This is a genomic window from Inquilinus limosus MP06, from assembly GCF_000767795.1.
In the GTDB taxonomy this organism is placed as follows: Bacteria; Pseudomonadota; Alphaproteobacteria; order DSM-16000; family Inquilinaceae; genus Inquilinus; species Inquilinus limosus_E.
This window is the reverse complement of sequence record NZ_JANX01000156.1, coordinates 1-11303: the sequence shown is the minus strand read 5'-3', so window position 1 is coordinate 11303 and position 11303 is coordinate 1. Positions and strand designations below refer to the sequence as shown.

The 11303-nt window shown below is 69.4% G+C and carries 12 protein-coding genes; 7 read left to right on the top strand and 5 right to left on the bottom strand.

The genetic code is table 11. From position 1 onward, the window contains the following. From P409_RS14365 to P409_RS40745, 4 genes are all read left to right on the top strand, one after another. Window positions 1-384, top strand: a 384-nt coding sequence (locus P409_RS14365; RefSeq protein WP_034837775.1) for an ATP-binding cassette domain-containing protein, incomplete at its 5' end; no start/stop codon positions are given. 188 nt (window positions 385-572) lie between these two features. Next, a complete protein-coding gene (locus P409_RS14360; RefSeq protein WP_034837770.1) occupies window positions 573-1322 on the top strand; it encodes an ABC transporter permease in 750 nt (249 codons plus the stop codon). Window positions 1323-1423: 101 nt separating this feature from the next. After that, on the top strand, window positions 1424-1843 hold the full coding sequence (locus P409_RS14355) for an ArsR/SmtB family transcription factor (RefSeq protein ID WP_034837765.1): 420 nt from the start codon (window positions 1424-1426) through the stop codon (window positions 1841-1843). Further along, a complete protein-coding gene (locus P409_RS40745) occupies window positions 1753-2691 on the top strand; it encodes an SRPBCC domain-containing protein (RefSeq protein WP_238578693.1) in 939 nt (312 codons plus the stop codon). The genes P409_RS14355 and P409_RS40745 overlap by 91 nt, the downstream gene beginning before the upstream one ends. 44 nt (window positions 2692-2735) lie before the next feature. Here P409_RS40745 and P409_RS14345 read toward each other — a convergent pair whose 3' ends face one another. Together P409_RS14345 and P409_RS14340 are read right to left on the bottom strand one after the other, a co-directional pair. Further along, on the bottom strand, window positions 2736-3476 hold the full coding sequence (locus tag P409_RS14345) for a DUF2076 domain-containing protein (RefSeq protein ID WP_034837761.1): 741 nt from the start codon (window positions 3474-3476) through the stop codon (window positions 2736-2738). 114 nt (window positions 3477-3590) lie between these two features. Further along, window positions 3591-4838, bottom strand: coding sequence for a cytochrome-c peroxidase (locus P409_RS14340; protein ID WP_193366494.1), 1248 nt, complete (start codon window positions 4836-4838; stop codon window positions 3591-3593). A gap of 164 nt (window positions 4839-5002) precedes the next feature. On the opposite strand from P409_RS14340, the gene P409_RS14335 reads away from it, so the two are divergent. Then, window positions 5003-6568, top strand: coding sequence for an acid phosphatase (locus P409_RS14335; protein WP_152613375.1), 1566 nt, complete (start codon window positions 5003-5005; stop codon window positions 6566-6568). A gap of 101 nt (window positions 6569-6669) precedes the next feature. Here the strand turns inward: P409_RS14335 and P409_RS14330 are convergent, their stop codons facing one another. Genes P409_RS14330 through P409_RS14320 form a run of 3 tightly spaced genes read right to left on the bottom strand, consistent with a single transcriptional unit; the run spans window position 6670 to window position 8943 of the window. After that, entirely contained in the window at window positions 6670-7452 is a 783-nt protein-coding gene (locus tag P409_RS14330; protein ID WP_034837759.1) for a transporter substrate-binding domain-containing protein, read from the bottom strand. Window positions 7453-7477: 25 nt separating this feature from the next. After that, window positions 7478-8230, bottom strand: coding sequence for an amino acid ABC transporter ATP-binding protein (locus P409_RS14325; RefSeq protein WP_034837756.1), 753 nt, complete (start codon window positions 8228-8230; stop codon window positions 7478-7480). Then, a complete protein-coding gene (locus P409_RS14320) occupies window positions 8227-8943 on the bottom strand; it encodes an amino acid ABC transporter permease (protein ID WP_034837753.1) in 717 nt (238 codons plus the stop codon). The genes P409_RS14325 and P409_RS14320 overlap by 4 nt, the downstream gene beginning before the upstream one ends. A gap of 422 nt (window positions 8944-9365) precedes the next feature. Between P409_RS14320 and P409_RS14315 the strand changes: the two genes are divergently transcribed. Then, on the top strand, window positions 9366-9617 hold the full coding sequence (locus P409_RS14315; RefSeq protein WP_034837751.1) for a helix-turn-helix domain-containing protein: 252 nt from the start codon (window positions 9366-9368) through the stop codon (window positions 9615-9617). A 99-nt stretch (window positions 9618-9716) separates the two neighbouring features. Then, on the top strand, window positions 9717-11303 hold a 1587-nt coding region (locus tag P409_RS14310), incomplete at its 3' end, for a SulP family inorganic anion transporter (protein WP_034837748.1).

Genomic DNA, 11303 nt, shown 5'->3' with positions numbered 1-11303 from the left:
ATGCCGGACCAGTTGTCGGGCGGCCAGCGCCAGCGCGTGGCGATCGCCCGCGCCCTGCTGTCCCGCCCGCGCATACTCTTGATGGACGAGCCCTTCGGCGCGCTCGACGAGATCACCCGCGACCGGCTGAACGACGAGCTGCTGGCGCTGTGGCGCCGCACCGGCACCACGGTGGTCTTCGTCACCCACAGCATCGCCGAGGCGGTGTATCTGGGCCAGCAGGCGCTGGTGCTGGCGGCCCATCCCGGCCGGGTGCTGGAGATCGTCGACCTGCGGCCGCTGAAGGATTCCGACGGCCGCTGCGACCGCGACGCGCCGGAGGTGACCGCGGTCTGTGCCCATCTCCGCCGGCTGCTGGCCGCGGGGTCGGAGGTTTCGGCATGACGGCGTCGTCGGCTCTTGCGTTGGGAACCCCCTCCCCCTGCCCCTCTCCCGCAAGGGGAGGGGGGACTCGTTTTTTCATGTCATCAGACACCGCTCCCAACGCCTCCCCCCTGTTGTTCCCCCTCCCCTCGCGGGAGGGGGCTAGGGGGAGGGGGGTCCGTGCCGCAAGAGCCGGCGGAGCCCCAGGCATGACCCGCCCCTCCGACATCCTGTGGCCGGCGCTGGGGGCGCTGTCGATCCTGCTGGTCTGGCAGTTCGTGGTGCCGGCGCTGGGCGTGCCGGCCTTCATCGTGCCGGGCCCCGCCGCGGTGTTCGGCAAGCTGTGGACCGACCGGGCGCTGCTGCTGGCCAATGCCGGGCCGACGGCGCTGGAGGCGGCGCTGGGCTTCCTGCTGGGCAACGCGGTCGCCGTGCTGCTGGCGGTGCTGTTCACCTACAGCCGGCCGGTGCGCGCCGCGTACTTCCCGATCGTGCTGTTCCTCAACACCATCCCGGTGCTGGCGCTGGCGCCGATCTTCATCCTGATGTTCGGCCTGGGCCTGCTGCCCAAGATCGTGATCGCGGCGGTGATCTGCTTCTTCCCGACCCTGATCGCCATGGTCCGCGGCCTGACCCTGGCGACGCCGAACGAGCGGGAGCTGATGCGGGTGCTGTCGGCCAGCGGCTGGGAGAGCTTCTGGCGGCTGTGCGCGCCGCGGTCGCTGCCGATGCTGTTCACCGCCCTGCGCATCGCCGCCACCGGCAGCGTCATCGGCGCCATCGTCGGCGAGTGGATCGGGTCGAATGCCGGCCTCGGCGCGCTGATCATCCAGGCTACCTTCAACTACCAGGCCGACCGGCTGTTCGCCGCCGTCTTCATCGCCGCGGCGATGGGCCTGGTCGCCTTTGGCCTGGTGGTGCTGGTCGAGCGGCTGGGCTTCCGGCGCTGGGTGCGGTAGGCGGCGGGCAGCAACCTAAACGTCTGGCATTATAGACCTGTCCCCCGATGCCGGCGCATATGGGTTGACAGCCAGCCCCCCGCAAACGCAAAGTTCACTTGATGGTTAACTATCAAGAACCCGCCCTCGACCGCACTTTCGCCGCCCTGGCCGACCCGACGCGCCGGGCGCTGATCGCCCGGCTGGGGGAGGAGCGGGACGTCTCGGTCAGCGAGCTGGCCAGGCCCTTCACCATGTCGCTGCCGGCGGTGATGAAGCATCTCGACGTGCTGTCCGACGCCGGGCTGATCACGCGGACCAAGACCGGGCGCACCGTGACCTGCCGCCTGTCCGCGGCACCGATGGAGCAGGCGATGGACTGGCTGAGCCGATACCAGCGCTTCTGGTCCGAACAGCTCGACCGCCTGGCCGCCTTCGTCGAGGAGGAATCGTGCTCGCCAAGCCCAGCCTCAGCATCCGGCGCCGCCTCGCCGCCCCTCCCGCCCGGGTCTACGGAGCGTGGACCGACCCGGAAAAAATAATACGCTGGTTCGGGCCGGAAGGTGCCGAGACCATCAGCGCCGAGGCCGATCCCCGCACCGGCGGCCGCTATCATGTCGCCTTCTCCACCCCGGACGGCGAGCGCCACGATGTCGGCGGCGTGTACAAGGAGGTGGTGCCGAATGAGAGGCTGGTGTTCAGCTGGGCTTGGCGGACCATGCCGGAGCGGGAGTCCCAGGTAACGCTGACCTTCCGGCCGGACGGCGACGGCACCGTGCTGATCCTGACCCATGAGCAGTTCTTCGACGAGCCGGCCCGCGACCGCCACCGCGAGGGCTGGGGCGGCTGCCTCGACCGGCTGGCGCGCTATCTTCTGGAGGAGGCCGTCGACTGGGCGGCGGCCGACCCCGGCGATAGAGGCCCCATGGCGGCGGAGAGCTTCGGCATCCTGATGTACAAGCGCGCGGAGGGGCGGCTGCTGGTCCTGCTGGCGCATCCCGGCGGCCCGTTCTGGCGCCGCAAGGACCTGGGCGCGTGGTCGATCCCGAAAGGCGAGCCGGAGCCCGGCGAGGCGCCGGAGGCGACCGCCCGCCGCGAATTCACCGAGGAGACCGGCACGGCGCCCGAGGGGCCGTTGCTGCCGCTCGGCCAGGTGCGCCAGCGCGGCGGCAAGACGGTCACGGCCTTCGCCGCCGCCGGCGACCTGGACGCCAGCCGGATCCGCTGCATCGAGTTCGAGTTGGAATGGCCGCCGCGGAGCGGCCGGATCCAGTCCTTTCCCGAGGTCGACCGGGCCGAGTGGTTCGACCTGCCGGCCGCCCGGGAGAAGATGATGGAGGCGCAGCGGCCCCTGCTGGACCGGCTGGAGGAGATCCTGGCGGAGACGTGACGCAGGTGGGGTCCGCTGCCGCGAACCCAACCTGCATCGGAGACTCAGACACCCACCGTATCGTCGCCGCCGCCACCGAAATCGTCGCCGCCGAAATCGTCCTGGCTGCCGTCGTCCTGGTAGTCGGCATCGGTGACGCCCTGCCCGCCATCGTCCGGGACCACGGCGTCGGTGTCGCGCAGGTCGTTGCCGTCGGCGCCGGGGGCCGCGTCGCCATAGTAGTTGTTGACCACGGTCTCGGTCAGGCCGGGCGCCGGACCGGTGAAGTTCGCGCCGCCGAGGCCGCCCCATCCGCCATGACCGCCGAACAGGGACTCGATGCTCTGGAACAGCAGCGCGCCGCCGGCGACGCCGGCCGCGGTGGCGGCCGCGCTGCGCAGGAAGGACGGGCCGGAGGACTGGGTGAAGGGCCCGCCCCCACCCCACGGGCCCGGTTGGGGCTGGGCGTAGGCCGGCGGCGCCTGAGTATAGGCCTGGGGCGCTTGCGTATATCCCTGGGGCAGCGGGCGCGAGGATGCGGCGCTGCCGAAGGTGGCGCCGAGGAAGCTGCCGCCACCGCCACGCTGCGGCTGGGCCTGGCGCTCCAGCTCGGCGATCCGGGCCTGAGCCTGGTGGAGGGCGTAGTCCTGGATCAGCACGGTCTGGGCCAGCGTGTAAGGCGTGTCGGGCAGGTCGCGGACCAGGCCCGCGACCATCGCCGCCGCCTCCTCGTCCTTCTCGACGGGCGGCGCCTGCTTGAGCCGGGCGACCAGGTTGGTCAGCAGCTCGCGTTCCTGGGGTGTCATTGCAGCTCTCCGGTCGGGCCCGCTGCCGCGGGCATCCCCTTCCGCCGCTGATATGGGACCGGCCGTTGGGCGCGGCAATCGACGGCGCGGCGCCGTGTCGCGCCGCCCGATCGCCTATGACGGCGGCTTGTAGCCGTCGGTCAGCGTCTTCAGGAAGGCGACGACGTCGTCGATCTCGGCCTCGGTCAGGGCGGGCGCGTCGCCGAGATGCCGGTCGAAGGGCGGGTCGCGGTTGATGTTCTCGGCATACCGGGCCGGCAGGTCGTCATAGATCCGCACGCTGCCGTCCGGGTTGCGCGGATACCAGCGGCCGGGGTCGGTCTCGCGCGTCGCGTAGAAGGCCACGGCGTCGCGCAGGCTGTGGAACACGCCGTTGTGGAAGAAGGTCTGGCGCAGCGCCACGTTGCGCAGGCTGGGGGTGCGGAACAGGCCGCAATACTCCGGACGGTCCTTCAGGTCGGTGCGCAGCGGCCCGCAGACGCCGAGGTCGAAATAGGACGGGTCGGCATTGGCCGGGATCTGCATGTTGCGCGGCAGGGCGATGGCGATCTGGCCATAGTCGCTGAACTGCGGCGGCGTGCCGTCATTGCCGCGCTGGCTGATATGGCATTCGGCGCAGTTGCCCTTGGCCGGGTCGTTGAACAGGTCGAGGCCCCTCGCCTCCTGCGCCGTCAGCGTCGCCGTGCCGGCCAGCCAGGCGTCGTACTTGCTGCTGTAGGGGTAGAAGCTGGCGGCGTCCTGCTCGTAGACCTCGAAGGCCTTGAGGATGCCGGCGTAGAGCGCCTGGCGGTCCTTCAGCACCTCGGCGCCGTAGATGTGCTGCAGCGCCGCCCCGTAGCCGGCCGCCAACGCCTTGGCGACGACCTCGTCGGGGCCGGCATTGCCCATCTCGAAATCCGAGAGCAGCGGGATCGCCGCCTGGTCGGCGCCGCGGTCGACCCGCCCGTCCCAGGTCAGGCCGCCGGTCGGGCCGTTGTCGACGCTCTCGTCGGAATCGTCCTCCGAGTCGAAGAAATGCTCGGTGAAGGGCGGCACCGCCTGGAGATAGGTCAGCGACGGGACCGCCCGGACGCCGGGCCTGGCCATGTCGCCGCCGCCCATCTGCACCGGTAGCGCGTTGGCCGGGCCGAAGCCGCGCTGCGGGTCGTGGCAGGAGCTGCAGGACAGCTTGCCCGAGGCCGAGAGCGACGGGTCGACGAACATGGCACGGCCCAGCGCCGTCAGCTCCTCCGCCTGGCGGCGCACCTCGGCACGGGAAAGACCGCCCTTCGGATGGCTTCCAGCCGTGGCGGCGGAGACCGTCAGCGCCATCGCGGCCAGGCCGCCGCCCACCACCCACCAGCGACCCGTTCGCAATGCCATTCCGGCCATCCCGTGATCTGCGCGACGCGGCGCCGAGGCCGGCCCGCAGACGCCTATCTATGCCGAAAAAGTTTCACTTGAGCGACAGCCCGCTTCGCGCGAGTGCTGGCCCGCGGAAGGGGACTAGCCACCGGGCATCGCACCGGGAGCCAATGGGGAGCCGCATGCACAAACTGATCGCCACCGCCCTCGCGGCGGGCGCCGCCGGACTGGTCGCGTCACCTGTCCTGGCCGCGGACGCGCCGGGCAGCGCCGACACCGCCCAGACCAAGGCGCTGCGCGCCATCGACACCGTCGTCGTGATCTATGCCGAGAACCGCAGCTTCGACAATCTCTACGGCGCCTTCCCGGGCGCCGACGGGCTGGAGAATGCCTCGGACACGTCCAAGACCCAGCTGGACCGCGACGGCACGGCGCTGAAGGAACTGCCGCCGGTGTGGGACGGGCTGACCGCCAAGGGCGTGACGCCGCCGGTGACCCAGGCGCAGACCGAACACCTGCCGAACTCGCCCTTTGCGATGGATGACCCGCAAGGGCTGAACGTCTCGGTCGGCACCATCACCCACGATCTCTGGCATCGCTTCTACCAGAATCAGATGCAGATCGACGGCGGCCGGAACGACAAGTTCGTCGCCTGGGCCGATGCCGGCAGCGAGGTGATGGGCCATCTCGACGGCTCGAAGATGGCGATGTGGAAGATCGCCCAGCAATACACGCTGGCCGACCATTTCTTCATGGGGGCCTTCGGCGGCTCGTACATGAACCACATCTGGCTGGCCTGCGCCTGCGTCGCCCGCTATCCGGACGCCGACACCGCCGCGGCCAAGCCCTCGATCGCGGTGGTCAACCCGGATGGCGTCAGCCTGACCCTGGCCGCGAACTCGCCGAAATCGGCGATGGATGGCATCCCGAAATTCGTGGCCGACGGCAACCTGACGCCCGATTTCTTCGCCGTGAACACGATGCAGCCGCCCTACCAGCCGAGCGCCAACAAACCGGCCGAGGGCGGCGACCCGGCCCTGGCCGACCCGAAGGCGCCGACCACGTTGCCGCCGCAGACCGAGATCACCATCGGCGACCTGCTGAGCGCCAAGGGAATCAGCTGGGCCTGGTATTCCGGCGCCTGGCAGTCGGTGCTGGACCACGGCAATCAGACGCCGGTGCCGGCCTTCCAGTATCACCACCAGCCGTTCAACTATTTCGCCAATTTCGCGCCCGGCACTGCGGCACGGCAGGAGCATCTGCGTGACGGCGGGCTGGACGGGTCCGAGTTCGTCAAGGCGATCGACGCCGGCGCGTTGCCGCAGGTCGCCTTCTACAAGCCGCAGGGCAACCTGAACGAGCATGCCGGCTACGCCGACGTCTCCTCGGGCGACGCCCATCTCGCCATGCTGATCGACCATCTGCAGAAGAGCCCGCAATGGCCGCACATGCTGGTGGTCGTGACCTATGACGAGAATGGCGGGTTCTGGGACCATGTGGCGCCGCCGAAGGGCGACCGCTGGGGCCCCGGCACCCGGATCCCGGCGATCATCATCTCGCCCTTCGCCAGGAAGGGCTATGTCGACCATACCGCCTATGACACCACCTCGATCCTGCGCTTCATCACCCACCGCTTCGGGCTGCCGGTGCTGCCCGGCATCGTGGCGCGCGACGCGGCCATCGCCGCCAACGGCAACCCGCCGCTGGGCGACCTGACCGCGGCGCTGAACCTGCCCGCGGCGCAGTAAGACCTGAGAGAACCTGCCTCTTCATCCTCCCCCTCCCGCAGGGGGAGGGGGAGAGTGGAAGATGTCGGTCAGCTCGAGCGGAACGCCCCATCCGCCCCGTCTCAGTCCGCCGTGTAGTCCTGCCCGAACCATTGCTGCGACAGCTTCGCCAGCGAGCCGTCGGCCTTCAGTTCCTTCAGGGCGGCGTCGATCTTGGCCTTCAGGGCCTCGCCCTTGGCGTCCTTGCGGAACACGAAATAGGACGGGACCTTGGCCAGCAGGTCGCCGGTCGCCTCGACCGGCAGGCCCAGCTTGTCGGCATGCTCCTTGGCCACGATCGGGTCGTTGACATGGGCGTCGATCCGGCCTTCGGCGATGTCCAGCAGCACCGGCGTGACGTTGCCGTCATAGTAGCGGATCTCGAACGCGCCCGGATGGGCGGCGAGATAATTCTCGACCAGCTTGGTGTGCTCGCTGCCCGTGCCGGCGCCGACCACCTTGCCCTTCAGGTCGTCCAGGCTGTGGATGCCGGTGACGCCCTTCTTGACGATGATGGCCGAGCCGCTGTGGAAGTAGGCGACGTCGGAGAACAGGAACTTGGTCTCGCGCTCCGGCGTCTTCGAGATCTCGTTGGCGACCACGTCGTATTTGCCCGCCTCCAGGCCCAGGAACATGCTGTCCCAGGGCTGCGGCACGAACTCGAACTTCAGGTCCGGCACCTTGGCCTCGACCAGGCGCAGCACCTCGACGTCGTAGCCGGTCAGCTTGCCGCTGTCGTCCTGATAAGTGAAGGGCGCATACGTGCCCTCCGTCCCCACCCGCACCGTCTCCTGCGCGCCCGCCGGGGCCGCCAGGGCCAGGACGGCGAGGACCGCCAGAGCGCCCTTGGCCAGAATGTGACGCATCGTTCTCTCCATGATGGGCGGGCCTTCAGATGTCGAAGCTGAAGGACCGCAGATAGTTCTTGAGGAAGTCCCGCGTGCGCTGCTGCTGCGGGTTTCCGAACAGCGATTTCGGGTCGCCCTGCTCGATCACACGGCCGCCGTCGATGAACAGCACCTGGCTCGAGATCTCGCGGGCGAAGCCCATCTCGTGGGTGACGATGATCATCGGGATCCCTTGCCCAGCCGCCTTGCGGATCGCCTCCAGCACCTCGCCGGTGTGCTCGGGGTCCAGCGCGCTGGTCGGCTCGTCGAACAGGATCAGCTCCGGCGCCATCGCCAGGGTGCGGGCGATCGCCACGCGCTGCTGCTGCCCGCCGGACAGCGAGGACGGGTACTGCGCCGCCTTGTCGGCCAGCCCCATCAAAGCGAGGTGATGCTCCGCGATCTCCTGCGCCTCGCGCCGCGGCAGGCGCTTCACCACCAGCAGGCCCTCGAGGATGTTCTCGATCGCGGTCCTGTGGCGGAACAGGTTGTAGTTCTGGAACACCATGCCGATGCGCATGCGCAGCGACTGCAGGCGGCGGCTGTCCAGCTTCGCCAGGTCGTAGCGGTCGCCGGACATGTCGATGGTGCCGGCATCCGGCGTTTCCAGCCGGTTCAAGCAGCGCAGGAAGGTGGACTTGCCGGAGCCGGAGGGGCCGAGGATGGAGACGATGCCGCCGCGGTCGACATCGAGGCCGATGCCGTCGACCACGACCTGGCCCTTGAACGACTTGCGGACGTCGCGGATCGCGATCATGCGGCGATGTCCCGCCGGCCGCGGGTCAGATAGGCCTCCCAGCGCCGCATGCCGATCTCGACCAGGATGCAGATCACCCAGTAGATCACCGCCACCGCCAGGTAGAGCTCGAAGAAGCGCAGCGACCTGCCGCCGATGATCTTGGCCGCGGCCATGATGTCGACCACCGCGATGAGGAAGGCCAGCGAGGTGTCCTTGATCAGGCTGATGAAGCTGTTGCCCAGGTTGGGCAGCGCCACGGCCAGCGCCTGGGGCAGGATGATGCGGCGCATCGCCTGGAACGGCGTCATGCCGATCGAATAGGCGGCCTCGGCCTGCCCGCGGTCGATCGACAGCAGGGCCGAGCGGATCGCCTCCGACAGGTACGCGCCGACATTCACGGCGCAGCTGAAGATGACGAAGACCAGCGCCGGCACCCGGTTGACGTCGATCCCGGTGCCGAGCTCGGCATTCACATACTGCAGCAGCTTCGGGATGCCGTAATAGGCGAGGTAGATCTGCACCAGGAGCGGCGTGCCGCGGATGAAGGAGATGTACAGCGTCGCCAGCTGCCGCAGCACCGGGATGCGGTAGATCCGCACCAGCGCCGCGCCGGTGCCGATGACCAGGCCGAAGACCATGGCACTGAAGGCGATCAGCAGCGTCACCGGCAGGTAGGGCAGGATCAGCGGGAAGGCCGACAGGAAATAGTCGAAGTCGAAGGTCGAGGTCATGCGTGCCCCGCGCGCTGGATGCCGCGCGCACCGTCGGGGCGGCGGATGGCATGGAAGGATGTGGCGTGCACGGGATCCGTCAACCTGCTTGTTCGGGCCGGGGTCCTGCCCAGGCGGCGAGCGCGGAACGTGGTGACATGCAGGCTGATCGGCAACCACCAAATGTGCATATTTAGTTTTCACAAATCATGAATGTCCAAATCAACCCGTCCGCTTCGGCCCGACAGCCTGACGTGGCGGCTGTGCCGAAGGATCGTTCCGGCCTTTCCCCGGACCGGGAAGCATGATCGGATGGCGCCCCGCCGCCGGCTCATGGGAAGCGATGAGACAGGACCATCAAAGCATCGATCTGAAACATCCATATTGATGTTCTAGACATCATATCTGCTGCCTGATACCTTAGATTTGTCAGAGGAAACTGCATGATCACCGCCGCCCAGATGCGGGCTGCCCGCGCCCTGCTCGGCATCGACCAGCGGCAGCTCGCCGAGCTGTCCGGGGTGTCGCTGCCGACGATCCAGCGCATGGAGGCCAGCGAGGGCACCGTCCGCGGCGTGGTCGACACGCTGACCAAGGTGGTCGAGGCGTTCGACCGCGCCGGGGTCGAGCTGATCGGCGATCATGCGGTCAGCCGCGAAGGCGGCCGCGGGGTGCGGTTCAAGACCCCGCGGTAGCCCGGAGGGCGGGCCGGCTGACAAGGCTGTTCAGCGACGGCGACCGCCGGCCGACCCGACGATCCCGCCGCCCCTGCGGTGATGGGAGCGTCGAGGTTTATGGTGGCTCGCAGTCATGATCCGTCCTTCATCGAGCTGTTCACGCCCAAGCTCGTGACCGTGCTGCGCGAGCGCTACGGCCTCGCCGACCTCAAGGCCGATGCGGTGTCCGGGCTGACCGTCGCGATCGTGGCCCTGCCGCTGTCGATGGCGATCGCCATCGCCTCCGGCGTCACCCCGGACCGCGGCCTCTACGCCTCGATCATCGGCGGCTTCATCGTCTCGGCCCTGGGCGGCAGCCGGTTCCAGATCGGCGGCCCGGCCGGCGCCTTCATCGTGCTGGTCGCGGCGACGGTGGCGCAGCACGGCGTCGACGGGCTGCTGGTGGCAACCTTCCTATCCGGGCTGATGCTGTCGGCGATCGGACTGCTGCGGCTGGGCACCTTCATCAAATACATCCCCTATCCGGTGACCGTCGGCTTCACCGCAGGCATCGCCACCATCATCTTCGCCAGCCAGCTGAAGGACCTGCTGGGCCTGACCCTGGACGGGCCGGAGCCGGGGCCGTTCGTCCCGAAGCTGGAGGCGCTGGGCCGGGCCTTGCCGACCGCCAACGGCGCGGCCGTCGCCATCGCCGTGCTGTCGATCGGCAGCATCCTGCTGCTGCGCCGTCTGCGGCCGCACTGGCCGTCCTACCTGATCGCCGTGGCCCTGGCCTCGATCCTCGCCGCCGCGCTGCAGCTGCCGGTCGAGACCATCGGCAGCCGCTTTGGCGGCGTCCCCTCCTCCCTGCCCGCGCCGCGCCTGCCCGACCTCTCCTGGGCCCGGATCCAGGAGATGCTGCCGGCCGCCCTGTCCTTCACCCTGCTGGGCGGCATCGAGAGCCTGCTGTCGGCCGTGGTCGCCGACAGCATGAGCGGGCGGCGCCACCGCTCGAACTGCGAGCTGGTGGCGCAGGGGCTGGCCAATATCGGCTCCTCCCTGTTCGGCGGCATCTGCGTCACCGGCACGATCGCCCGCACGGCCACCAATGTCCGCGCCGGGGCGCGCGGCCCGGTGTCGGGCATGCTGCACTCGGTCTTCCTGCTGCTGTTCATGATGGCGGCGGCGCCGCTGGCGGCCTACATCCCGCTCTCCGCCCTCGCCGGCGTGCTGGCGGTGGTGGCCTGGACCATGGCCGAGAAGCACCAGTTCGGCACACTGGTCCGCGCCTCCATCGGCGATGCGGTGGTGCTGCTGGCGACCTTCGGCCTGGTGGTGTTCCGCGACCTCACGGAAGGGATCCTCACCGGCTTCGGCCTCGGCGCGCTGCTGTTCCTGCACCGCATGTCCCGCGCCGTGCAGGTGGACCAGCCGGACACGGCGAATGGTGACGGCCGGGCGCCCTATGACCCGGCGGTGGCCACCGACCCCGATGTCGTCGCCTACAGGATCTCCGGGGCGTTCTTCTTCGGCGCCGCGGCCGGGGTGGCGGCGGCGCTGGACCGCATCGGCGAGCAGCCGAAGGCCTATGTCCTCGATGTCTCGGCGGTGCCGGTGATCGATTCCACCGCCGCCGCGACGATCGAGGGCTTCGCCCGCAAGGCCCGGCGCCGGGGCGCCACGGTCACCATCGCCGGCGCCCGCCGGCCGATCCTGCGGGTGCTG

Excerpts from the sequence above, each read along its gene's own strand:
- P409_RS14360 (WP_034837770.1), top strand. The coding sequence starts at position 573 with ATGACCCGCCCCTCCGACATCCTGTGGCCGGCGCTGGGGGCGCTGTCG.
- P409_RS14355 (WP_034837765.1), top strand. The coding sequence starts at position 1,424 with ATGGTTAACTATCAAGAACCCGCCCTCGACCGCACTTTCGCCGCCCTG.
- P409_RS14345 (WP_034837761.1), bottom strand. The coding sequence starts at position 3,476 with ATGACACCCCAGGAACGCGAGCTGCTGACCAACCTGGTCGCCCGGCTC.
- P409_RS14340 (WP_193366494.1), bottom strand. The coding sequence starts at position 4,838 with ATGGCATTGCGAACGGGTCGCTGGTGGGTGGTGGGCGGCGGCCTGGCC.
- P409_RS14335 (WP_152613375.1), top strand. The coding sequence starts at position 5,003 with ATGCACAAACTGATCGCCACCGCCCTCGCGGCGGGCGCCGCCGGACTG.
- P409_RS14330 (WP_034837759.1), bottom strand. The coding sequence starts at position 7,452 with ATGCGTCACATTCTGGCCAAGGGCGCTCTGGCGGTCCTCGCCGTCCTG.
- P409_RS14325 (WP_034837756.1), bottom strand. The coding sequence starts at position 8,230 with ATGATCGCGATCCGCGACGTCCGCAAGTCGTTCAAGGGCCAGGTCGTG.
- P409_RS14320 (WP_034837753.1), bottom strand. The coding sequence starts at position 8,943 with ATGACCTCGACCTTCGACTTCGACTATTTCCTGTCGGCCTTCCCGCTG.
- P409_RS14315 (WP_034837751.1), top strand. The coding sequence starts at position 9,366 with ATGATCACCGCCGCCCAGATGCGGGCTGCCCGCGCCCTGCTCGGCATC.